Origin of the sequence: Sinorhizobium meliloti, assembly GCF_017876815.1 — a bacterium.
GTDB lineage: Bacteria > Pseudomonadota > Alphaproteobacteria > Rhizobiales > Rhizobiaceae > Sinorhizobium > Sinorhizobium meliloti.
This window is the reverse complement of sequence record NZ_JAGIOS010000001.1, coordinates 1853764-1876739: the sequence shown is the minus strand read 5'-3', so window position 1 is coordinate 1876739 and position 22976 is coordinate 1853764. Positions and strand designations below refer to the sequence as shown.

Here is a 22976-nt window from a genome sequence, read left to right as displayed (position 1 = left end):
CCAACGCACTTCCGGACGGAAAACCGTTACACACTTTTCCTGGAAGTGCTTTCAACAGCATTGCAGCTGTCCCAAAAGGCTCCCGCAGCGACGGGAGCCTTTTCGTTTCGGAGCTGTGAATTCACATGTGCCGCGTCTCGGCCGGTGCGTTCCACCAATTGTTGTGGAGCCCGTCCATATATTGGATCGGCAGGGCCGCAAACTCGGCCGGATCGACACCGTCGAGGCATGCGACATTGATGGAGACGAAGGCACCGCCGATCTCTTCGACATAGCCGTGGCCATAGGGCGTCACACCGCACGCCGTGCAGAACCGATGATGGCCGCTCATCGTGCCGAACTGGTAATCGCCGATGCCTGCCTCCTCGCACATGAGCCGGAAATCCTCCGGTTTCACGCTTGCGCCCCAATAACGCAGCTTCGAGCAGTATGAGCAATTGCAGCGGCTGGTTCCCGCTTCGAGATCGATATCGACCTCGAAGCGGATCCGTCCACAGTGGCAGCTACCCTTATGGGTCTTTTTCATCCTCGTTTCTCCCCGCTTGAATCTAGATTTTCGAGATCTGGATCACCTTCATGATTTAGGTCGGTCAACGTAAATCATGAAGGTGATCCATTCTAATAAGTAAGAGCGGGATGCGGGCGGAAAACCGCACACACTTTTCCTCATTCCGCTCCAAGGCCCGTTGAGATTCGGGCAACCCGCAGCGGCTTGTTTGCACTCCTCATCCCTGTGACGAGCACACTAGGGCATTTACACATCTGATCCTCTCGCAGGACAATTGCCTTGGGGCGGATAAGCGGTTTTGACTTCACATGCCAAAACGATGCCACGGACAGAACGCAGAAGCGGAAGCGAGAGCCCGCCGCATATATTCTCCCCCCTTGTGGCAGGGGAATCGCATTTAGCAAATAAGCGGTTGTTTTGTTGCGGCAAATCGATTCTTGGAGTTCTCCGCTGACTTGGAGGTCTCGATGAGTAGATTTGCCGCTTGCTTTGAAGATTTGCCCGATCCGCGCGGTCGCAATGCGCGCCATCCGTTGACGTCGATCCTGTTCATTGCCGTTGCGGCGATTGTCTGCGGTGCGGAAAGCTGTACCGATATGGCCGATTTCGGCGTTGCCAAGAAGAAATGGCTGAAGACAATCGTGCCGCTGCCCTATGGCATTCCCAGCCATGACACCTTCTCCACCGTCTTCCGCCATCTCGATCCGGATGCCTTTGACGCGGCCTTTCGCCGTCTCACGGCGAGCTTTGCGCAGGGTCTCGAAGGGGTGGTAGCGATCGATGGCAAGGCGGTGCGCGGTGCCTACCGGCGCGCCGCCAAGGCCACGCCACTCCACTTCGTCAATGTCTGGGCTGCCGGTCCCGGTCTGGTCATCGGCCAAAAGCTCGCGCCGGGCCGCAATGAGGTGCAAGGGGCTCTCGATGCGCTCGCGCTGCTGGCACTGGAGGGCTCTATCGTCACCGCCGATGCCCTGCATTGCCGGCCCGACACCGCCCGCGCCATCCTCGCTGCCGGCGGCGATTATGCTCTGGCACTGAAGGCCAACCAGCCCGGCCTCTTGGCCCAGGCGCTCGCCCGCATCGAGGACGCCGACCACGTCGAGAGCATCCAGATTGCAGCCGAGACTGCCCATGACCGCACCGAGACACGCCGCGCCAGCGTTGTGGCTGTCGACGATATCAACTTTCCGGGCCTGCAGGCCATCGGCTGCGTCGAGACCACAAGCCGTCATACCAACGGCCATTTGACCAGCCATGTCCGCTACTTCCTGCTCTCCACCACCATGTCGCCGAGCGCGCTGATCGAGGTTGTAAGAACCCATTGGCAAATCGAAAACAAACTGCATTGGGTTCTGGATGTCCACTTCCGCGAGGACGCCGCCAGAAACCGCAAGGACAACGGCCCTCAGAACATTGCCTTCTTGCGCAAGATCGCTCTCAACCTCTTGCGATCTCACCCCGACAAGGCCTCCATCCGCCGGAAAATCAAAAAGGCGGGCTGGGATGACCAATTCCTCACTTCTCTTATCGCTCATATGCGATAGCCCTGCCCCTTGTGGGGGAGATGGCCGGCAGGCCAGAGGGGGTCTGCTCTCCCGCTCGCCCATCAGGACTACACGACGCAGTCGTATGACCGCGTCTTCGGAATGCCGCAGGGTATCCTCGCGGCAAATCGTCTTCGGCAGCATGCAGGGTTTGGCGTTTAACCCCCTCTGGCCTGCCGGCCATCTCCCCCACAAGCGGGGAGACGACAAGCGGCTTGACCTTCACCTATCCGGCAGCAGACCGCATAACTGGGAGCCAGCCGGTTTCTCGCCATGGCAACGGCTCCCACCAGAGGAGCAGATATGTATATGCCCTAGTGACGAGCACAGGGGTGAGGAAGGAGCAGCAGCAACCGGTCCGTCAGCCGCCGCTCTCGATTTCCGCGAAGATCTTCTCCGCGGCCGCCTTCGATTTTCCGGGATACTTGATGCCCTTGACGGCTTCGAGGTTCGCCGGTTCTCCAACCACGATTGCGCCGATCATGCCCATGCCGACATGCGGGGCGCATTGATACATGTAGACGCCGGGCTTGCTCAGGGTCACGGTGATTTCCTCGTTGATCTTGCCCTTCCAGGTCTCCGCACCTTCCGGTGCGCCGCCCTTCATCAGCGCGGAGTTGTGCCCCTTGTCTTTTGCGACGAAGGTGACGGTGTCTCCGGGCTGGGCGCGGATGACGGCGGGCTCGAATGCCATCACGCGGCCGTCAGCGGCTTTGTTCAGCATTTCGACACGATATTCCTCGGCGTTTGCCTGGCCTGCAGAGGTCGCGCACAACATCGCCAAAAGCATCATCTTTGTCTTCAACGTACTTTCCTCTCCTTGGCGGGCGTCAACGCCCGCATGACGCCGATCACTTGGCTTTTCCGGCGACCGTCGAGACATAAAGCGCGACGGCCTCGATTTCTTCGTCCGTAAGGATCTCGTTGGCCGGCATCGGCCCGATGCCGTTGGTGACAGCCGTATTGACCCTTTCCGCGTCGGGTTTGAGTTCGTCGAGATTGGGTCCAACCTCCCCGACGGCCTCGGCATCCGCCAGCGTATGACAGAGCGCGCATTGCGGTTCCGACCGTTCGAGGAATATCTCTCTGCCGAGCGCAAGCTTGTCTTCTTCGGCGGATGCCATGCGCGGCGACAGGCCGATGGTTACACAGGTGAGCACGGCCGCGATCCGGCGGCTTGAAGCATGGGTCATGTTCTGATCCGAAATTGATAGGAGAAGATCGTGAAACAGGGTTCCGCAACATGCGGAACCCTTCGGTTGCGGTCAGGCAACGGTGAGTTTGACGGCGGGCGCACGCCAGCCGTTGTGGCCGTAGCCGGCTCCATTCATCTCGGTCTCCTCGGGCTGCACGTTACCCTCGGTATCGGTCGCGCGGCTGACGAGCGTGTAGGTCCCCCGCGCCAGATCGGCCGACAGGGCAAAAACGCGCCAGGCGAAACGGCCGAGATCGGGCCCGATGAACTCGGCTTCCTGCCACGTCTGACCGCCGTCCACCGAGACCTCTACGCTCTTGCAAGCATTCATGCCGCCGAAGGCGACGCCGGCAATCTGCACCTGTCCCGCCTTTGCAGCCTCGTGCGGCGTGGTGATCCACGACTTGACGGGCTGTTCCCATACCGATGGCTGGTCGGGAGAGCCTTTTTCTCCGAGCGCGTGCACGCGATAGCTGGTCTTCTGGATCTTCGCGTCCGTCTCGACCTCGGTCATGGCGACGGCCTTGACATATTTGATATTGTTGACGCCGGAATAGCCGGGGACGACCATGCGCAGCGGGCCCCCATGGGCAAGGGAAAGAGGCCTCCCGTTCATTTCCCAGGCAAGAATCACATTGTCGAGGTTCGAGATCGGGACCGAGCGCTCGACCACCAGAAGCTTGGGGTCGAGCCCGGCCGGAAGCTCCTCACCGCCCGTTCCCGTGATGAACCGAGCCCCTTCGGCAGGCCCACCCAGGGCATCGACCACCGCTTTGAGAGGCACGCCGCTCCAGATGACGCAACCCGCAGCGCCGACGGTCCAGGGCGTGCCGCTCATTTTCTGGTCACCCGTCAGCTGATCCTTGAAGTATTTGCGGCCATTGCCCGAACATTGCAGTACAGTCGCCGCCGTCACCAGACCCAGAGTCTTCAGTTCGGCGACAGTGAGCGTCCGGGGCTCCTTTACGCCTGATATCTCCACCTTCCATCCGTCGCGGTCGGCGAGAATCGATTCCGGAGGCGTGTTGACGTTGTTGCGGATGTAAAGCTTCTCTTCCGGCGTAATGATACTGGTGCCGAATTCGCTTCGCTTCGTCTCCAGCGTCTTGTCGCTATGGACGATCAGCGCATCGGCGTCCTTCCAGGCCACGTAGTCGGGCAGAGGCTTCGTCTCCTTGGCCTCAGCAAGCCCACCGGTTCCGGCAGCAACGACAGCTCCGGCGCTCCCGGTCAGAAAACTCCGCCGTTTCATGGTCAGCATCTCAGTCAAGTCGCGTCTCCTTTTCCCGGATGGCAGCATGCCGATCCGATCGTCCTCGAAATGACTGGAAGAGACGACTGACGCCCCGGAAAATTCCCTCGCGCCAATCATTTTTGTGAACCGGCAGCATCGCGCGTCCGATCCGGCGATGCGTCAGCCGATGCACGGCTGACGCATCGCGCCGAGGCTTGCGATTATTTTCTGCTTTCCCCGGCCATTCTCTTCGCTCGCCAGCTTCAGAGCGCCGGCGAGAAGGGCGAAGCGGGCTTCGTCCATCCCCCGGGCTACAAGCAGGAAGCTTGCGGCGTCGCCCGACCAGGAGGCATGAAGCAGGCCGTCGTCGCTTGACATGTCGAAACCGTGCTCAACGTCCGGGCGAGCGATCCGGAACAGGCTCAGCCGACAGCCGGAACTGCCGACGTAGCCTGTATGCAACGCGGCTTCGCCATTCACGGAGGTTTCGCGCGCAAAGACGGGCGTCAATCCGGCCGCGTTCATCGCCGGCACAAACACATCAGCGGGTGCGGAGGCCGGAAGCATTGGCGGCGTGAAAGAACCTCCGACCCAGGCCGCATGCTCCAGCACGGCATCGCGAACCGCCGCGTCCCCCGGCAGTCCCGCCGGCACCCCCACCGGAGCCCTTGCCAGGCCGAACCAGGCCACCGCAAAGACCAGCAGGCTGGCACACGCACCCGCAGCAAACGACAGCATCCATCGGCTGGCCGGCCGCGGACGCGGCACCGTCACCACCACGATCTCCGGAGCCATTCCCGCAACTGCCGCCTTCATCTCGGACAGTTTGGCCGCGCGCCGCGCCACCGCCTCGTCGGAAGCAATCAGACGGGCGACGCGCGACGCCTCCTCCGGCTCGAGTTCGCCGTCGACATAGGCACTCAAAATATCGGGATTCAGGTCGTTTTCTGTCATTTTCGGCCTTCTCGATGCCGCGCGAGTTCGACGACATTGGCATCGCCGAGGTAAGACGCCAGCGCCCGCCTTGCACGGCTGACCCGGCTCATGACGGTACCCTTGGGCACTGCGATCATCATTGCCACCTCCTCGTAGCTGAAACCGGATATGTCGACCAGCGCGAGGATTTCGCGATGCTCGGTGCTGAGGCGGGTAAACGCCTGGCGGACCGAAAATGCATCGACCAGCACGGTTTCCGGGGCGACCGGCGCGGGCACCAGGTCCGTGACGAACTCCTGTTCCAGGTCGGAACGCCGGCGGCGCAGGCGCGACTGGTCGATCCAGATGTTCCGAAGGATCGCGAAGAGCCATGCACGAAATGCGGGCTCCGTTTCGGGCACGCTTCGCGCATCCAAGGCGCGGGCGATGCACTCCTGGAAAATATCCTGTGCTCCGTCGCGATCGCGCGAAAGCGCGACGGCATAAGCGAAAAGCCGCGCATAATGCGGTTCCAGTCTCCGTTCAACGCGCGAGCGCATGATACCCGACATGACACCCGATCAGGGCTGCACGCGTTCCCGCCTCGAAGCTTCCGGTTCGTTCCATTTTTCCTCCGCGGCGTAGAGACGAGCGAGCTGCCTCGCTTATTCCATGATGCGCTACGTCCGCTGGCGATTTCTCGGCGCGCTTGCCGGTCCCATCAGGTCAGTGCGATCAGATCCGCCCGCAGACGTTCCGCGCCGCCCTCCCCCAGACGTTCGTCGAGCGCTTCATGGGTTGCCTTCCAGATCGGCAGCGCCTCGGCGAGCAGCCGGCCGCCCTCCGTCGTCAGCCGCACGCGTTTCAGACGCCTGTCGCCAGGGTCGGCGAACGACTCGACAATGCCTCGTCGCTCCAGCGGCTTCAGCGCCGCCGTCAACGTGGTGCGATCCATGGCGAGCACGGCGGCCACCGCGCTCATGCTCGGCGGGTCCGGCCGGTTGAGCGACATCATCAGCGAGAACTGACCATTGGTAATCTCGAGCGGTCTCAGCGCCTCGTCGAACCGACGGGCGAGCGCCCGGGCGGCGCGCTGGACATGCAGGCACAGGCAGGTGTCCCTGACGAAGAGCGTGGTGGAAAAAGGTATCGGCAGCGGCTTTGACATAAAATAGTAATGTTGATATCAACATAATTAGTCAAGCGCCGGCATGAGGCGAGCGCAAAGGAAGCGTGGCAGGAACCTTCGGACGCTGAGCGGCGTTTCAGCGCCGCACCCGCCCGACGGGATGGCTGTGCACGACCGCGGGAGGGAAATCAATGAAAGTAGAGCCGCAGGAAGAACACCGATGGCTGGAACAGCTGCTCGGCGAGTGGACGATCACGTCCGAGGATTCGACGGGAAGCGGCGAGGACAGCCAGCCCTGGATCGAAAACGTCCGCTCGATGCACGGTCTCTGGGTCGTGTGCGAGGGAGAGGGCATCATGCCGGGGGGCAGCCCCGGCCAGACTTTGATGACGCTCGGCTACAATCCCGAGACAAAGCGTTATCTCGGTACGTGGGTCGGCTCCATGATGACGCATATGTGGGTCTATGACGGCGTTATAGAGGACGACGGGAAGACGCTTGCCCTCAATTGTGAAGGCCCCGACTTCGAAAATCCCGGCAGGACCGCCCGATATCAGGATAGAATAACCCTCATCGACGCGAACCGCCGGACCCTTACGGCCCGCGTCCAGACCGAAAACGGCGACTGGAAAGAAATGATGAGCGCGGAATACCGCCGCCGCTAGCGCGGGATTAAGAAAAGTGCGTGCGGTTTCCGCCCGCATTCAGCTTTAACTTATATTCGATCACGTTCACGATTTTAGGTCGACCCAACGATATGAAGCGCGTGCGGACGGACCGGAAAGCAGCCTTCGATTGCGTTCGCGTTCCCCCACGCGACCGTCCGTCGCCGACCGCAACGACACATCCAGAACAACCGGAGGACCGACAATGCATGGGAAATTCGTCTGGTACGAACTGATGACGACGGACATGAAGGCGGCGGAAGCCTTCTACAAGGACATCGTTGGCTGGAGCGCGCGTGACGCGGGAATGCCCGGCATGAACTACACGCTCCTTTCCGCCGGAGACCACCAGGTAGCGGGTCTCATGACGATGCCGGAAGGCGCGCTCGACATGCAGATACCGCCGGCATGGCTCGGCTATATCGCGGTCGACGATGTCGACGAGTCCGCCGCCAAGCTTGCCGCCGAGGGCGGAACGGTCCATCGCGCGCCGGAGGACATTCCGAATATCGGCCGCTTCGCAATCGTGACCGACCCGCACGGCGCCGCCTTCGCCCTCTTCAGGGGCGACGGCGAACCGCCACCGGCAATGGAGCAAATGGCTGCCGGCAACATCGGCTGGCACGAACTGATGGCCGGCGACCTCGACACGGCCTTCAGCTTCTATTCGAAGCTGTTCGGCTGGACCAAGGACCAGGCGATGGATATGGGCGAGATGGGCGTCTACCAGATCTTCGCCCATAATGGTCAGCCGATCGGCGGGATGATGACCAGGCCGAGAGAGGTTCCCAATCCTTTCTGGCTCTATTACTTCAATGTCGAGGCGATCGACGCGGCAATCGATCGGGCGCAATCCGGCGGCGCGAAGCTGTTGATGGGTCCGATGGAAGTGCCCGGCGGAGCGTGGATCGCGCAGTTCATCGACCCTCAAGGGGCGCTCTTCGCGCTGGTCGCGCCGAAACGCTGAGGGTTGGCGCCTCTCAACGGGAACGCGGCGGACATCTCCGCCGCTGTCCTGCTTCGGCGATCATCCTCATGCCGGAGCCGGTATGGGTGAAGTCCGGCGCCTGCCCGCGTCCTGCCCCGGCGTGATGCGGGCATGGCGGGCGAGGAAATCGAGGACGGCGCGCACGCGCGCGGGAAGCGCGCCGCCCTGGCCGAGATAGACGGCGTGAACCTCCTCGAGATCGCCCGGATTGAGGTCTTCCAGAACCGGCACGAGGCGCCGGGCGCTGACGTCTTCCCTTACGGTGAACTCCGCAAGCCGTGCCAGCCCGGCGCCGGCAAGCGCCAATTGGCGCAACCCCTCGCCATCGCTCACCTGTACCGCTCCCGAGGCCGGCAGCACGACCGTTTCCCCATCCGTCCTCAACGGCCAGCCGTCGACGGCGCGCGCGTAGCAGAAGCCGAGCCGCTCATGCCCCTTGAGCTCCTCGAGCGACGAGGGCATTCCGTACCGTTCTATGTAGGACGGTGCCGCCACGATCATCATCCGCGTCGCCCCGAGCTTGCGCGCAATCAGCGTCGAGCTCTTCAGCGGTCCAGCGCGGATAGCCACATCGGCGCGCGCCTCCATCAGGTCCACGACGGCGTCGGTCATGACGATGTCGAGGCTGACGGCAGGAAAATGCGCCCGGAACTCGGGCACCAGCGGCATCAGGACGTGGGTGCCGAACGAGGCGTTGACGTTCAGCCGGACCCGGCCGACCGGGCTCTCGCCGGCCGATGCAGAGCGCTCCGCCTCGTCGATATCGGCGAGGATGCGCACCGTACGCTCGTAGAATGCATGTCCCTCCGGCGTCAGCTGAAGCTTGCGCGTCGAGCGGTTCACCAGCCTCACGCCGAGCCGCTCCTCAAGACGCAGCACGAGCTTGCTGACGGCCGAAGGCGTCATGCGGTAATGGCGGGCAGCAGCCGAAAATCCGCCCAGCTCCACCGCCTTCGCAAAGATCTCCATTTCGCCCGAGCGGTTGACCGAGGGTCTCGACATATGAATTCAGCTCACAGATAATATTCCCGGAGACAGTCTATATCCAAAGCGAGTACAGCTCCATCTTCATATTACCGATTCATGAGCAAGAGTGGAGTTGCAGCTATGGAATATAGACGGCTTGGTTCCTCGGGACTGAAAGTACCGGTCCTCAGCTTCGGAGCGGGCACCTTCGGCGGCAAGGGGCCGCTCTTCGGCGCCTGGGGCAGCACGGATGCGGCCGAGGCGCGCCGCCTCGTCGACATCTGCCTCGAGGCGGGCGTCAATCTTTTCGACACCGCGGATGTCTATTCAGACGGCGCTTCGGAAGAGGTCCTTGGTGCCGCGATCAAGGGCCGGCGCGACGACGTCATGCTGTCGACGAAACTGTCGCTTCCTGTGGGCGAAGGACCGAACGCCGCCGGATCGTCGCGCTCGCGCCTGATCAGCGGTGTGGAAAAGGCGCTGAAACGGCTCGGAACCGACTATATCGACCTGCTGCAACTGCACGCCTTCGATGCCGGAACGCCCGTCGAAGAGGTCCTGTCGACCCTCGACACGCTCGTGCGCTCGGGCAAGCTGCGCTATGTCGGCGTTTCCAACTTTTCCGGCTGGCAGCTGATGAAATCCCTCGCCGCCGCCGACCGCCAGGGATATCCGCGCTACGTCGCCAACCAGGTCTATTATTCGCTTGTCGGCCGCGATTACGAATGGGAACTGATGCCGCTCGGTCTCGATCAGGGCGTCGGCGCACTCGTCTGGAGCCCGCTCGGCTGGGGGCGGCTCACCGGCAAGATCCGCCGCGGCGAGCCCTGGCCCGAGGGCAGCCGCCTGCACGACACCGCCGCCTTCGGGCCGCCGGTCGACGAGGAAAAGCTCTACGACGTCGTCGAAGTCCTCGACGCCATCGCGCAGGAAACCGGCAAGACCGTTCCGCAGATCGCCATCAACTGGCTTCTCCGGCGCCCGACCGTTTCGAGTGTCATCATCGGTGCGCGCAATGAAGAGCAGCTCAGACAGAACCTCGGTGCCGCCGGCTGGTCGCTCACCCCCGAGGAGGTCGCCCGGCTCGACGCGGCGAGTGCGACGACCGCCCCCTACCCATACTTCCCCTATTACCGGCAGGAAGGCTTCGCGCGGATCAACCCGCCGGTCGTCTGAAGAAACGAGACGTGCACGCAAGCGACGAAGCCGGCAGCTCCATCGAAAACGGGGCTGCCGGCCGTCTGCCTAAAGCTTCGCCAGCGAAACACTCCAGATTTGTGATACATGGTCGAATCGGGATCGGCGGCTCAGCCGATGATGTTGCGCGAGCGGGGCGTCCGGCAGGGATTGGAATGGCGAAGAAGCAGGCCGCAGGGCCGGAACAGATGAGCCGAATCGAGGGCGGCCCGGCCTTTGGCTATCGCGCCTTGCCGGGCGTCGCCGACGAAATGCTCGACGCGCGCGGCAACGTTCGGCCGGTATGGCAGCGGCTGCTTGCGACGCTCGGCCGCATGGACGAGACGGATCTTGCCAACCGCTTCGCACGCGCAGACCGGTATCTGCGCGATGCCGGGGTCTTCTATCGCGCCTACGGCAAGGAGAATTCCGAGCGCAGCTGGCCGCTTTCGCACATTCCCGTGCTGATCGACGAGGCGGAATGGGCCACGGTTTCCGCCGGCCTCGTCCAGCGGGCCGAACTGCTCGAGCGGGTGCTTGCCGACGTCTATGGCAAGAACCGGCTGGTCAAGGCCGGCCTGCTGCCCCCCGCCCTCATCGCTTCCAATCCGGAGTTCCTGCGCCCGATCGTCGGGCTCGAACCGGCGAACGGACATTTCCTGCACTTCTGCTCCTTCGAGATCGGACGCGGCCCCGACGGAAACTGGTGGGTGCTCTCCGACCGGACCGAAGCCCCCTCCGGCGCAGGCTTTGCGCTCGAGAACCGGGTGGCGACGACGCGGGCCTTTTCCGACCTCTATGCCGAAAGCCATGTCCATCGGCTGGCGGGATTCTTCGGTGCTTTCCGCGACACGCTGCAGGGGCACAAGCAGCATGCGGACGACCGCATTGCCGTGCTCTCACCGGGCATCGCCAACGAGACCTATTTCGAGCATGCCTATATCGCCCGCTATCTCGGCTTCATGCTGCTCGAGGGCGAAGATCTGACCGTCGTCGACGGACGGGTCATGGTGCGCACGGTGGCCGGCCTGAAACCCGTCGGCGTGCTCTGGCGGCGCCTCGACGCATCCTTTGCCGATCCGCTGGAGCTCAACCAATCCTCGCATATCGGCACCCCGGGTATCGTCGAGGCGCTGAGGGCCGGCTCCGTCTCGATCGTCAATGCACTCGGCTCCGGTATTCTGGAAACGCGCGCCTTCCTGGCTTTCCTGCCGGCGATCTGCCGTTATATACTCGGCGAGGAGCAGAAGCTGCCGTCGATCGCCACCTGGTGGTGCGGACAGGAAGCCGAACGACGGCATGTCGCCGGCAATATCGAGCGCATGGTCATCGGCCCGGCCTATTCGACGCGGCCCTTCTTCGACGACGAAGGCCAATCGGTACTCGGCGCCTCCTTCCGCGAAAGCGCCGGGACCTCCATCGGCGAATGGCTCGCTGCGGACGGCGGCAAGCTGGTGGGCCAGGAGGTCGTTACGCTGTCGACGACGCCGGCCTGGGTGCATGGCCGGCTCACACCTCGACCGATGAGCCTCCGGGTGTTTGCCGCGCGCACGCGCGACGGATGGCAGATCATGCCCGGCGGCTTCGCCCGCATCGGCTCCGGCGACGACGTGGCGGCGATAGCAATGCAGGCCGGCGGCACTGCCGCCGACGTCTGGATCGTCAGCGCCAAGCCCGTCGACCGCACGACCTTGCTGCCGGCGGAGGAGAGCTTCACCCGTAACCTGCCCGGCAGCCTGCCCAGCCGGGCAGCGGACAACCTCTTCTGGCTCGGCCGCTACATAGAAAGGGCGGAAGGCGCCCTTCGGGTTCTGCGCGCCTGGCACGGGCGTTTCGCTGAATCCGCCGATCCGAACATGCCGCTCCTGAAAGATGTGAGCGACTACCTCGCCGTGCTCGGCATCAGCACCGGGGAGCCGGTACCGGATAGCCTGCTTTCCAGTATCGACAGCGCCCTTTTCAGCGCCGGAAACATCCGCGACCGCTTCTCGCCGGACGGGTGGCTCGCGCTCAACGACCTCTCCAGAACGGCGCGGAAGTTCCACGCGACCGTTCAGGCGGGCGACGACGCCACGCACGCGATGACGATCCTCCTGCGAAAGCTCGCCGGCTTCGCGGGCCTGGTACACGAAAACATGTACCGCTTCACCGGATGGCGGTTCCTGTCGATCGGACGCTATCTCGAACGCGGCCTGCATATGACGGGACTGCTCGGCCACATGTCCGGACCAGAGGCTCCAGACGGCGCCTATGACATGCTGCTGGAGATCGGCGACAGCGTCATGACGCACCGCCGGCGCTACAACGTCAACACGGCGGCACCGACGGTCACCGACCTTCTGGCGCTCGATCCGCTCAATCCGCGCTCGGTCCTTTATCAGCTCAACGAGATCAAGAAAGAGGTCGAGCTCCTGCCGAACGCCTTCGTCAACGGGCAGATGTCACCCTTCTACCGGGAAACGATGCGGCTCCATTCCGGCCTTGCGATCATGACGCCGGAGCAGATGGACAGGGCCGTCTACAGGCGCCTGATGCAGGATCTCGAACACCTGTCCGAACTGCTGGCGCAGACCTATCTCGGCTGAAGGAGATGGTTGCCGTGCTCTACGACATCAGCCTGAAGATCACCTACGGTTACGAGGCCCCGGTAAGCGGCGGAAGACATCTCGTACGTGTGCTGCCGGTGTCCATTCCCGGACGGCAACGTCTTGTGGCCGGATCGGTGACCTGCCAGCCGGTGCCCTTCGAACGCCGGGAAGGCAGGGATTTCTTCGCCAACCCCACGACGTCCATCCTGTTCCGCTCCGTGCATGATCATCTCGTCATCCGGATGCAGGCGCGTGTCCAGGCTGAGGCGCCGGCGCTCACGGCCGACCTTTCGCCTCCGCTCGGCGGTCTTGCGCCCGAGCTTGCCGCCTGCTGGTCGGTCGACGCCGAATCCCCGCATCATTTCCTCGGTCCGAGCCCGCTCCTTCCCGCCGTCCCGGAGATCGCCGCCTATGCCCGCGCGATCGCCCGCAATACCATGACGGTCGAGCAGATCGGAGCCGCCGTCTGCGATCGCATCCACCGCGACTTTGCCTACGACTCCGAAGCGACCACCGTGAACACCACCCCCGCCGAGGCCTTCGATCTGAAGCGCGGCGTCTGCCAGGACTTCGCCCATGTGATGATCGTGGCGTTGCGCAGTCTCGGGATTCCCGCCGGCTATGTCAGCGGGTTCCTGAGAACCCTGCCGCCGCCGGGTCAGGAGCGGCTGGAGGGCGCCGACGCGATGCATGCCTGGGTCCGCTTCTGGTGCGGCACCACGGGCGGCTGGATGGAGCTCGATCCAACCAACAATATTCCGGCCGGCACCGACCACATCGTCGTCGGCCATGGCCGCGACTACGGCGATGTCGCGCCCGTGATCGGCGTGCTGAAAGGCTACGGCCGTCACACGACGGAACAGGCCGTCGACGTCGTCCCCGTCGGTTGATCCGAAACGGCACGTATGTCCCGCTTCTGCACGTGCGCACCGGGCGAAATTCCCATTAGAAGCCACGGGTTTTTCAGGAACTTCGCTAAAATTGAACCGATTTCCTGAACATGAGAGCAAGGTATCGCCGCTAATTGTCGCCCCGGGCTTGCAATGTATTTGCTGGGGTGTTCACAGATGCGAAGACGATCAACCATAGGCCGATCCTTCTTGGCGATGCTGCGGGATCGGGGCGGCAATTTCGGAATGATGACGGCGCTGATCGCGCCGCTGCTCCTGGCCGTCGGCGGAGTGTCCGTCGATGTCGCCAACATGCTGATGACCAAGAACCAACTTCAGGACGCAACCGACGCGGCAGCGCTCGCGGCGGCTTCCGCGCTCGTTTCCGATGCGAGACCGGACATCGAAGAAGCGAAGGCGATCGCACGCAAGTTCCTGAAGACGCAGATGGCTGCCACCAGTTCGGCAGACGTTCCGGGGGAGGCCGTGGGGACCATGGCCGCCGCAGGATCGACCGCACCGAGTTGGGACGACGTCAATACGTCGGAAGTGGTTATCGTCGAAACGCCGAATGGCACGAAGGGGAAATCGTTCCAGGTTTCCGTGGCGAACAAGCACCTGCTGCAGTTCAACGCCATGACGCGCCTATTGGGCAAGGAATCCATTGAGCTTGAGACCCGGTCGACGGCAGACAGCGCAACCGAGAGCAAGAACGCCATTTCGATGTACCTCGTACTCGATCGCTCGGGCTCGATGGCATGGAAAACCGACACCGTCGATACGAGCCGCCCCAGATGCATCAACTGGACGGCGTCGAACTGGGGAGAGTCGAACGTGAGGGCGACCAGCCCATGCTACGTCGACAAGATCACCACCCTGAAGTCGGCTGTTGATAAACTGTTCACGCCCCTGGCAAAAATGGATCCTGGCAACGAGTACCTCCGCGCGGGCGCGGCGTCCTACAACGACAGGCAGGACAGGGCCTCGAAATTGACCTGGGGCACGAAGAATGCGTCAGCTCACGTTCAGGGCCTCGACGCGACCGGAGGGACCGATTCCAGCTCGGCCTTTGCTGCAGCCGTGGAGGAATTGCTGCTGGACGGTGAGAATGAGGCACATCTGGCCAAGAACGGGCAAACTCCGGAAAAGTACATCGTGTTCATGACCGACGGCGAAAACACGAGCTACAACGGCAAGACCTCGCCCCGTGACCTGGAAAAGGCGGACTCCGTCACCAAGGCGGCTTGCACGACGGCCAAAAACAACGGCATCGCGATCTTCACCGTGGCCTTCATGGCGCCGCAACGGGGCAAGGATCTTTTGAAGGCCTGCGCTACTTCGCCGGATCATTACAAGGAAGCCGACGACGCGGCGGCGCTCGTTTCGGAATTCGAGAAGATCGGCCAAAAAGCTGCCGCGATGATTGCGCGCCTGACGAAATAAGCGCCAAGTTTCAGCCCGTGTCGAACGCCGCCCGGCCTCTCCGGGCGGCGCTTTGCTTTATTCGCCAATCCTGAAATGTCTGCGGCATCGGGGCCGACCGTCAAGCATCTGCTGTTTTAATCCTTTTAAAAACACCTGTTGCAAGCGCTTCGGATCGATGCATAAATTGCCCTTGTACCTGGTCGGTTCCGACCTGGGGCTTTCCGAAATGCAATAAGGGTATGACAGTTCTCATGATGACTCGGCTCTCAACCACCGAACTGCCGCAACCCGCCCTCAGATCCTCGGAACCCAGCCAGCTTGCAGTCGAGATTCTCGAGCGTCTGAAATACCGCATCGGCAAGGACCCGAAAGTCGCCAAGCCGCACGACTGGTTGACGGCCGCCATCCTCGTGGCGCGTGACCGCATCACCGACAAATGGATGGACTCCACCCGCAAGACCTATTCGACCGGCGCCAAGCGCGTCTATTACATGTCGCTCGAGTTCCTCATCGGCCGTATGATGCGCGACGCCATGACGAATCTCGGCCTCATGGACGAGATGCGCGATGCGCTTGCCTCGCTCGGCGTCGATATCGACGTCGTTGCCGCTCTCGAGCCGGATGCGGCGCTCGGCAATGGCGGTCTCGGCCGCCTCGCCGCCTGTTTCATGGAATCCATGGCGACCGTCGACGTGCCTGCCTACGGCTATGGCATACGCTACATGCACGGTCTTTTCCGCCAGCAGATGGCCGACGGCTGGCAGGTGGAACTGCCGGAGACCTGGCTCGCTCATGGCAACCCCTGGGAATTCGAGCGCCGCGAAAGCTCCTACGAGATCGGCTTCGGCGGCAGCGTCGAAACGGTCAATATCGACGAGGAAGTGCAGCGTTACGTGTGGAAGCCGGCCGAGCGCGTTATCGCCACCGCCTTCGACACACCGGCCGTCGGCTGGCGGGCAACGCGCGTCAACACGCTTCGCCTCTGGGCCGCGCAGCCGATCGACCCGATCCTGCTCGACGCCTTCAATGCCGGCGACCATATCGGGGCGCTGCGCGAAAGCAACAAGGCGGAAAGCCTGACGCGCGTGCTCTATCCGGCCGACGCCACGCCGGCCGGCCAGGAACTCAGGCTCAGGCAGGAATATTTCTTCTCCTCCGCCTCGCTCCAGGACATCCTGCGCCGGCATCTGCAGCAGTATCCCGACTTCACGTCGCTGCCGGACGCCGTCGCCATCCAGCTTAACGATACGCATCCGGCGGTCTCCGTCGCCGAGCTGGTGCGTCTCTTGACCGATGTGCACGGGCTCGATTTCGAACAGGCCTGGGACATTTCGCGGCGGACCTTCTCCTATACGAACCACACCCTGCTGCCGGAAGCGCTCGAGAGCTGGCCGGTTCCGCTCTTCGAGCGGCTGCTGCCGCGCCACATGCAGATCGTCTACGCCATCAACGCCAAGATCCTGATCGAGGCACGCCGGGAGAGGCACGCGACGGACGAGGCGATCCGCAACATCTCGCTGATCGACGAAACCGGCGACCGGCGCGTGCGCATGGGCAATCTCGCCTTCGTCGGCTCGCACTCGATCAACGGCGTATCGGCTCTCCATACCGAGCTGATGAAGGAAACGGTCTTCGCCGACCTTCACGCGCTTTATCCGGACCGCATCAACAACAAGACCAACGGCATAACGCCGCGCCGGTGGCTGATGCAGTGCAATCCGGGTCTTTTCGGCCTGATCCGGGAGGCGATCGGCGACGAGTTCATGGACAATACCGAGGCGCTTCAGGCCCTCGACGCCTTTGCCGACAAGGCGGATTTCCAGGAGCACTTCGCAGCCGTAAAGCGCGCCAACAAGGTGCGGCTGGCAAAGCTGGTCCAGGCGAATCTCGGCATCCGGATCGATCCGTCGGCGATGTTCGACATCCAGATCAAGCGAATCCACGAATATAAGCGGCAGTTGCTGAACCTCATCGAAGCGGTGGCGCTTTACGACCAGATCCGCTCCCATCCCGAGCTCGACTGGGTACCGCGCGTCAAGCTCTTCGCCGGCAAGGCGGCACCGAGCTATCATAACGCCAAGCTGATCATTAAACTTGCCAATGACATCGCCCGCGTCATCAACAACGATCCGGCCGTCCGCGGCCTTCTGAAGGTCGTCTTCGTCCCCAACTACAATGTGTCGCTTGCGGAAGTGATGGTACCGGCGGCCGATCTCTCCGAGCAGATCTCGACGGCGGGCATGGAAGCCTCGGGTACCGGCAACATGAAGTTCGCGCTCAACGGAGCGCTGACCATCGGCACGCTCGATGGCGCCAATGTCGAGATGCGCGACTGGGTCGGCGAGGAAAACATCAAGATCTTCGGCATGACCGCCGAGGAGGTGGGCAAGGCGCGAGCGGAAGGACACAATCCGCGCGCCGTCATCGAAAATTCGCGCGAACTCTCGCAGGCGCTCGATGCGATCGCTTCCGGCGTCTTCTCGCCCGACGACCGCAATCGCTTTTCCGGCCTCGTGGACGGGCTTTACAACCACGACTGGTTCATGGTTGCAGCCGATTTCGAGGCCTATGCCAAGGCGCAGCGCGAGATCGACCAGCTCTGGACCACCCCGTCCGCCTGGTATTCGAAGGCGGTCCGCAACACCGCCCGGATGGGCTGGTTCTCGTCCGATCGCACGATCCGGCAATATGCCGGAGAGATCTGGAGAGCCGGATGACGGTTCCGCCCGGCAAGGATCCAGCCCCCGCCCCGCCAGGCATGCTGCCAGCGCCGGAAATCGCGGCAATACTTTCCGGTACCCACAGCAACCCCTTCGCCGTCCTTGGAGTGCATGCCGCGGGCAAGACCTATGTCGCCCGGTGCTTCGTGCCGGGTGCGGAAACGGTGATTGCCGAAACGCTCAGCGGCAAGGAACTCGGCACGCTCGAGCGGCGCGACGAGGCCGGCTTCTTCGAGGGGCCGGTGGCGCTCCGCAAAGAGCAGCCCATCCGCTACCGCGCCCGCAACGACGGCGGCGAGTGGACCGTCATCGATCCCTACAGCTTCGGCCCCGTGCTCGGGCCGATGGACGACTACTATATCCGCGAGGGCTCGCACCTTCGCCTCTTCGACAAGATGGGCGCGCATCCGATCCGGCATGACGGCGCCGAGGGTTTTCACTTCGCCGTCTGGGCGCCGAACGCCCGCCGTGTGTCCGTGGTCGGGAGTTTCAACGACTGGGACGGACGCCGGCATGTCATGCGCCTGCGTGTCGACACCGGTATCTGGGAGATCTTCATCCCCGGCGTGCCCGTGGGTACGCCCTATAAATACGAAATCGTCGACAGCAACGGCACGCTGCTGCCGTTGAAGGCCGACCCCTTTGCCCGGCGCTCGGAGCTCAGGCCCGACACCGCTTCGATGACCGCGGACGAGATCGCCCAGAACTGGGAGGACGAGGCGCATCGGCGTCACTGGGCCGAGATCGATCCGCGCCGGCAGCCGATCTCGATCTACGAGGTCCATGCGGCCTCATGGCAGCGCCGCGACAATGGCGACATGCTCACCTGGGACGAACTGGCGGAAAGGCTGATCCCCTATTGCGTCGATATGGGCTTCACGCACATCGAGTTCCTGCCCATTTCGGAATATCCCTATGATCCGTCCTGGGGCTATCAGACCACCGGCCTCTATGCGCCGACCGCACGCTTCGGCGAGCCAGAGGGCTTTGCCCGTTTCGTCAACGGCTGCCATAAGGTGGGCATCGGCGTCATCCTCGACTGGGTGCCGGCGCATTTTCCGACCGACGAACACGGGCTTCGCTGGTTCGACGGCACCGCGCTTTACGAGCATGCGGATCCGCGCCAGGGGTTCCATCCCGACTGGAACACGGCGATCTACAATTTCGGCCGTCAGGAGGTCGTCGCCTTTCTGGTCAACAACGCTCTCTACTGGGCGGAGAAATTCCATGTCGACGGCCTGCGCGTCGATGCGGTCGCCTCGATGCTCTATCTCGACTATTCGCGCAAGCATGGCGAATGGGTGCCGAACGAATATGGCGGCAACGAAAATCTCGAGGCCGTGCGTTTCCTGCAGACGATGAACACCCGCATCTACGGCATCCACCAGGGCGTGCTGACCATCGCCGAGGAATCGACGTCCTGGCCGAAGGTCTCGCACCCGGTGCATGCCGGCGGGCTCGGCTTCGGCTTCAAGTGGAACATGGGCTTCATGCACGACACGCTGCAATATCTCTCGCGCGAGCCCGTGCACCGAAAGTTCCACCACAACGATATGACCTTCGGGCTGCTCTACGCCTTCAGCGAGAATTTCGTGCTGCCGCTGTCCCATGACGAGGTCGTCCACGGCAAGGGGTCGCTGATCGCCAAGATGGCCGGCGACGACTGGCAGAAGTTCGCCAATCTCCGCGCCTATTACGGCTTCATGTGGGGCTATCCCGGCAAGAAGCTCCTTTTCATGGGACAGGAATTCGCCCAATGGCGCGAATGGTCGGAGGACCGCGGTCTCGACTGGAACCTGCTCGAATACAATCTGCATGAGGGGATGCGCCGTCTGGTGCGCGACCTGAACGGCACCTATCGCTCGAAGCCGGCGCTGCATGCGCGCGACTGCGAGGGCGACGGTTTCGAATGGCTGATTGCCGACGATCGTGAGAATTCCGTCTTCGCCTGGCTGAGGAAAGCGCCCGGAGAGAAGCTGGTCGCGGTCGTCACCAACTTCACTCCGGTTTACCGGGAGCATTACGACATACCGCTTCCGGTGGCAGGGCGCTGGAAGGAAGTCCTCAATACCGACGCGGAAATCTATGGAGGAAGTGGCAAGGGCAACGGCGGCGCCGTCCATGCAGAGAAGAGAGCGAACGGAGAGACGATCGCCACCATCACGCTGCCGCCTCTGGCGACGCTGATGCTGGAGCAGGATTAGAGCGTCCCGCCCGACGGGGACTGGCTCGACGGGCGGAACAGGAGGAAATCGTTTGGGCTCGAGGCGCCGAAGAGGCGCCAAGCAGTCCCCCGAAATGATTTTGGGGAGGATAAATGGTGGAAAAACGTACGCAACCCCTGGCCCGTGATGCCATGGCCTATGTGCTCGCCGGCGGCCGCGGCAGCCGGCTCAAGGAACTCACCGACCGGCGTGCGAAACCTGCCGTCTACTTCGGCGGAAAGGCGCGGATCATCGATTTCGCGCTTTCCAATGCGCTGAATTCCGGCATCCGTCGAATCGGCGTCGCCACGCAGTACAAGGCCCACTCGCTGATCCGGCATCTCCAGCGCGGCTGGAACTTCTTCCGGCCGGAGCGTAACGAGAGCTTCGATATCCTGCCGGCGAGCCAGCGCGTTTCCGAAACGCAGTGGTACGAGGGCACCGCCGACGCGGTCTATCAGAACATCGATATCATCGAGGACCATGGCGTCGAATACATGGTGATTCTCGCCGGCGATCACGTCTACAAGATGGACTACGAACTGATGCTGCAGCAGCACGTCGATTCGGGCGCCGACGTAACCGTCGGCTGCCTGGAAGTGCCGCGCATGGAGGCGACGGGCTTCGGCGTCATGCATGTGGACAACGCGGACCGCATCATCGCCTTCGTCGAAAAGCCGGCGGATCCGCCGGGCATCCCCGGCAATCCGGACATGGCACTCGCGTCCATGGGCATCTACGTGTTCCACACGAAATTCCTGATGGACATGTTGCGTCGGGATGCCGCTGATCCCAAATCGAGCCGCGACTTCGGCAAGGACATCATTCCCTATATCGTCGAACACGGCAAAGCGGTGGCCCACCGCTTCACCCATTCCTGCGTCCGGTCCGACTTCGAGCGCGAGGCCTATTGGCGCGACGTCGGCACCATCGACGCCTACTGGCAGGCCAATATCGATCTCACCCATATCACGCCCGAGCTCGACATCTACGACAGCACCTGGCCGATCTGGACCTTCTCTGAAATCAAGCCGCCGGCCAAATTCGTCCATGACGACGAGAACCGCCGCGGCTCGGCCACGTCCTCGCTCGTCTCGGGCGATTGCATCATCTCGGGTGCCGCGCTCAACAGGAGCCTGCTCTTCACCGGGGTCCGGGTGAATTCATACTCCAGACTCGAAAATGCCGTAGTTCTCCCCGACGTGACGATCGGGCGGCATTCGATTCTGCGCAATGTCGTCATCGACAGCCGCGTCGTCATTCCGGAGGGCCTGGTCGTCGGTGACGATCCGGAGCTCGACGCGAAACGCTTCCGCCGCACGGAGAGCGGCGTTTGCCTGATCACGCAAACGATGATCGACAAGCTGGGAATGTAGCCGAGTATGAACATCCTGTCAGTTGCGTCCGAAGTCTACCCGCTGGTGAAGACGGGGGGCCTCGCCGATGTCGTCGGCGCGCTGCCCTCCGCACTTCTCCCGCATGGTGTGCGGACGCGCACGCTGGTGCCCGGCTATCCCTCGGTGCTGAAGAAGCTGAAGAAGAAAAAACCGGTCGGCCGATTCGACAATCTCTTCGGCCATCCAGCCACGGTGCTTGCCGCCGAGGTCAACGGAGTGGACCTGCTCGTCCTCGACCAGCCCGCACTCTATGCACGGGACGGCGGCCCTTATCTCGATTCGACCGGGCGCGATTATCCCGATAATTTCCGGCGCTTCGCCGCACTCTCGCTGGCAGCTGCGGAGATCGCGGGGAACGGCATCATCCCCAACTGGAAGCCGGACATCGTTCACGTCCACGACTGGCAGACGGCGCTCACCCCCGTCTATATGCGCTTCGGCCCGGCGCCGGACCTGCCGACGGTCATGACGATCCACAACATCGCCTTCCAGGGTCAGTTCGGCGCCTCGGTGTTCCCGGAACTGGCGCTGCCGCCGGATGCCTTCTCCACGCAATTCGTCGAATATTATGGAGATGTCGGCTTCCTCAAAGGCGGCCTGCAGACGGCAAGCGCAATCACCACGGTCAGCCCTTCATATGCGCAGGAAATCCTGACGCCCGAATTCGGCATGGGCCTTGATGGGCTCCTGTCGAGCCGTGTCGCGGACCTGACGGGCATCGTCAACGGCATCGACGGAGAGACGTGGGACCCGCAGACGGACCCGCACATTCCGGCGCATTACGGGCCGGGAACGCTCAAACGGCGCGCCGGCAACCGCAAGGCGCTGGAAGAGCGTTTCGGCCTCGAAAAAGGTCCGGGGCCGATCTTCTGCGTCATCAGCCGCCTCACCTGGCAGAAAGGCATGGACCTCGTCGCCGAAGCCGCCGACGATATCGTGGCACTCGGCGGCAAGCTCGTCGTGCTCGGCTCGGGCGATCCGGCGCTCGAAAGCGCGCTTATGGCGGCCGCGTCGCGCAACCGCGGGCATATCGGCATGGTGACCGGTTATGACGAGCCGCTGTCGCACCTCATGCAGGCAGGCGCCGATGCGATCCTCATTCCGTCGCGTTTCGAACCCTGCGGCCTGACGCAGCTCTATGGCCTGCGCTATGGTTGCGTTCCGGTCGTGGCCCGCACCGGCGGTCTCACCGACACCATCATCGACGCCAACGAGGCGGCGCTGTCGGCGAAGTGCGCCACCGGCTTTCATTTCCTGCCGGTGACGACCGACGGGCTAAGGCTTGCGATCCGGCGCGTCCTGCGCGCATACAATGAACCCAAGCTCTGGGCACGCCTGCAGTACCAGGGCATGAAATCCGACGTTTCCTGGGCCAAAAGCGCGGAACGCTACGTCTCGCTTTACTCCGCTCTTCTCGCGAAAGGCTAAACAG

At 62.9% G+C, this 22976-nt stretch carries 19 protein-coding genes; 11 read left to right on the top strand and 8 right to left on the bottom strand.

Annotated elements, in window-relative coordinates; all coding sequences use genetic code 11:
* Positions 1–121 precede the first annotated feature (121 nt).
* A complete protein-coding gene (locus JOH52_RS08755) occupies positions 122–526 on the bottom strand; it encodes a GFA family protein (RefSeq protein WP_010970222.1) in 405 nt (134 codons plus the stop codon).
* 449 nt (positions 527–975) lie between these two features.
* On the opposite strand from JOH52_RS08755, the gene JOH52_RS08750 reads away from it, so the two are divergent.
* The gene (locus tag JOH52_RS08750; protein WP_010969728.1) at positions 976–2052 is read left to right on the top strand and encodes an ISAs1-like element ISRm21 family transposase; all 1077 of its coding nucleotides are present in this window, start codon (positions 976–978) and stop codon (positions 2050–2052) included.
* Positions 2053–2413: 361 nt separating this feature from the next.
* Here JOH52_RS08750 and JOH52_RS08745 read toward each other — a convergent pair whose 3' ends face one another.
* From JOH52_RS08745 to JOH52_RS08720, 6 genes are all read right to left on the bottom strand, one after another.
* Positions 2414–2857, bottom strand: a complete 444-nt coding sequence (locus tag JOH52_RS08745; RefSeq protein WP_010970223.1) for a pseudoazurin — start codon at positions 2855–2857, stop codon at positions 2414–2416.
* A gap of 46 nt (positions 2858–2903) precedes the next feature.
* Positions 2904–3245, bottom strand: a complete 342-nt coding sequence (gene sorU / locus JOH52_RS08740; protein ID WP_010970224.1) for a SorU family sulfite dehydrogenase c-type cytochrome subunit — start codon at positions 3243–3245, stop codon at positions 2904–2906.
* Positions 3246–3317: 72 nt separating this feature from the next.
* The gene (gene sorT, locus JOH52_RS08735) at positions 3318–4517 is read right to left on the bottom strand and encodes a SorT family sulfite dehydrogenase catalytic subunit (RefSeq protein ID WP_010970225.1); all 1200 of its coding nucleotides are present in this window, start codon (positions 4515–4517) and stop codon (positions 3318–3320) included.
* A 144-nt stretch (positions 4518–4661) separates the two neighbouring features.
* Positions 4662–5435 (bottom strand): anti-sigma factor family protein, encoded by a 774-nt coding sequence (locus tag JOH52_RS08730; RefSeq protein WP_010970226.1) that lies wholly within the window; start codon positions 5433–5435, stop codon positions 4662–4664.
* A complete protein-coding gene (locus JOH52_RS08725; protein WP_010970227.1) occupies positions 5432–5968 on the bottom strand; it encodes an RNA polymerase sigma factor in 537 nt (178 codons plus the stop codon). The genes JOH52_RS08730 and JOH52_RS08725 overlap by 4 nt, the downstream gene beginning before the upstream one ends.
* A 149-nt stretch (positions 5969–6117) precedes the next feature.
* Positions 6118–6564, bottom strand: a complete 447-nt coding sequence (locus JOH52_RS08720) for a MarR family winged helix-turn-helix transcriptional regulator (RefSeq protein WP_003533927.1) — start codon at positions 6562–6564, stop codon at positions 6118–6120.
* A 152-nt stretch (positions 6565–6716) separates the two neighbouring features.
* On the opposite strand from JOH52_RS08720, the gene JOH52_RS08715 reads away from it, so the two are divergent.
* A complete protein-coding gene (locus JOH52_RS08715) occupies positions 6717–7190 on the top strand; it encodes a DUF1579 domain-containing protein (protein ID WP_013844850.1) in 474 nt (157 codons plus the stop codon).
* Between the two features lie 205 nt (positions 7191–7395).
* The gene (locus JOH52_RS08710; protein WP_010970229.1) at positions 7396–8157 is read left to right on the top strand and encodes a VOC family protein; all 762 of its coding nucleotides are present in this window, start codon (positions 7396–7398) and stop codon (positions 8155–8157) included.
* A gap of 66 nt (positions 8158–8223) precedes the next feature.
* On the opposite strand, the gene JOH52_RS08705 is transcribed toward JOH52_RS08710, so the two are convergent.
* Positions 8224–9180: a LysR family transcriptional regulator gene (locus JOH52_RS08705; protein WP_003533921.1), complete on the bottom strand. Its 957-nt coding sequence runs from the start codon at positions 9178–9180 to the stop codon at positions 8224–8226.
* A gap of 105 nt (positions 9181–9285) precedes the next feature.
* Here JOH52_RS08705 and JOH52_RS08700 point away from each other — a divergent pair, with 105 nt between their 5' ends.
* From JOH52_RS08700 to glgA, 8 genes are all read left to right on the top strand, one after another.
* Positions 9286–10320 carry an aldo/keto reductase gene (locus JOH52_RS08700; protein ID WP_010970230.1) on the top strand — a complete coding sequence of 345 codons (1035 nt, stop codon included), beginning with the start codon at positions 9286–9288 and terminating at the stop codon, positions 10318–10320.
* A 176-nt stretch (positions 10321–10496) separates the two neighbouring features.
* The gene (locus tag JOH52_RS08695) at positions 10497–12905 is read left to right on the top strand and encodes a circularly permuted type 2 ATP-grasp protein (RefSeq protein WP_010970231.1); all 2409 of its coding nucleotides are present in this window, start codon (positions 10497–10499) and stop codon (positions 12903–12905) included.
* A 5-nt stretch (positions 12906–12910) separates the two neighbouring features.
* Positions 12911–13798 carry a transglutaminase family protein gene (locus JOH52_RS08690; RefSeq protein ID WP_017263124.1) on the top strand — a complete coding sequence of 296 codons (888 nt, stop codon included), beginning with the start codon at positions 12911–12913 and terminating at the stop codon, positions 13796–13798.
* Positions 13799–14008: 210 nt separating this feature from the next.
* On the top strand, positions 14009–15241 hold the full coding sequence (locus JOH52_RS08685) for a vWA domain-containing protein (RefSeq protein WP_010970233.1): 1233 nt from the start codon (positions 14009–14011) through the stop codon (positions 15239–15241).
* Between the two features lie 221 nt (positions 15242–15462).
* Complete coding sequence (locus JOH52_RS08680) at positions 15463–17940, top strand: glycogen/starch/alpha-glucan phosphorylase (RefSeq protein ID WP_017263123.1); 2478 nt, start codon at positions 15463–15465, stop codon at positions 17938–17940.
* Between the two features lie 41 nt (positions 17941–17981).
* Positions 17982–20147 (top strand): 1,4-alpha-glucan branching protein GlgB, encoded by a 2166-nt coding sequence (gene glgB / locus JOH52_RS08675; RefSeq protein WP_306769081.1) that lies wholly within the window; start codon positions 17982–17984, stop codon positions 20145–20147.
* A 113-nt stretch (positions 20148–20260) separates the two neighbouring features.
* Positions 20261–21523, top strand: coding sequence for a glucose-1-phosphate adenylyltransferase (gene glgC, locus JOH52_RS08670; protein ID WP_003533906.1), 1263 nt, complete (start codon positions 20261–20263; stop codon positions 21521–21523).
* Positions 21524–21529: 6 nt separating this feature from the next.
* The gene (gene glgA / locus JOH52_RS08665; protein ID WP_010970235.1) at positions 21530–22972 is read left to right on the top strand and encodes a glycogen synthase GlgA; all 1443 of its coding nucleotides are present in this window, start codon (positions 21530–21532) and stop codon (positions 22970–22972) included.
* Positions 22973–22976: the final 4 nt, after the last annotated feature.

Bases quoted from the DNA above. Each gene is read 5' to 3' on its own strand.
- JOH52_RS08755 (WP_010970222.1), bottom strand. From the start codon at position 526: ATGAAAAAGACCCATAAGGGTAGCTGCCACTGTGGACGGATCCGCTTC.
- JOH52_RS08750 (WP_010969728.1), top strand. From the start codon at position 976: ATGAGTAGATTTGCCGCTTGCTTTGAAGATTTGCCCGATCCGCGCGGT.
- sorU (WP_010970224.1), bottom strand. From the start codon at position 3,245: ATGACCCATGCTTCAAGCCGCCGGATCGCGGCCGTGCTCACCTGTGTA.
- JOH52_RS08730 (WP_010970226.1), bottom strand. From the start codon at position 5,435: ATGACAGAAAACGACCTGAATCCCGATATTTTGAGTGCCTATGTCGAC.
- JOH52_RS08725 (WP_010970227.1), bottom strand. From the start codon at position 5,968: ATGTCGGGTATCATGCGCTCGCGCGTTGAACGGAGACTGGAACCGCAT.
- JOH52_RS08720 (WP_003533927.1), bottom strand. From the start codon at position 6,564: ATGTCAAAGCCGCTGCCGATACCTTTTTCCACCACGCTCTTCGTCAGG.
- JOH52_RS08715 (WP_013844850.1), top strand. From the start codon at position 6,717: ATGAAAGTAGAGCCGCAGGAAGAACACCGATGGCTGGAACAGCTGCTC.
- JOH52_RS08710 (WP_010970229.1), top strand. From the start codon at position 7,396: ATGCATGGGAAATTCGTCTGGTACGAACTGATGACGACGGACATGAAG.
- JOH52_RS08705 (WP_003533921.1), bottom strand. From the start codon at position 9,180: ATGTCGAGACCCTCGGTCAACCGCTCGGGCGAAATGGAGATCTTTGCG.
- JOH52_RS08700 (WP_010970230.1), top strand. From the start codon at position 9,286: ATGGAATATAGACGGCTTGGTTCCTCGGGACTGAAAGTACCGGTCCTC.
- JOH52_RS08695 (WP_010970231.1), top strand. From the start codon at position 10,497: ATGGCGAAGAAGCAGGCCGCAGGGCCGGAACAGATGAGCCGAATCGAG.
- JOH52_RS08690 (WP_017263124.1), top strand. From the start codon at position 12,911: ATGGTTGCCGTGCTCTACGACATCAGCCTGAAGATCACCTACGGTTAC.
- JOH52_RS08680 (WP_017263123.1), top strand. From the start codon at position 15,463: ATGACAGTTCTCATGATGACTCGGCTCTCAACCACCGAACTGCCGCAA.
- glgB (WP_306769081.1), top strand. From the start codon at position 17,982: ATGCTGCCAGCGCCGGAAATCGCGGCAATACTTTCCGGTACCCACAGC.
- glgC (WP_003533906.1), top strand. From the start codon at position 20,261: ATGGTGGAAAAACGTACGCAACCCCTGGCCCGTGATGCCATGGCCTAT.
- glgA (WP_010970235.1), top strand. From the start codon at position 21,530: ATGAACATCCTGTCAGTTGCGTCCGAAGTCTACCCGCTGGTGAAGACG.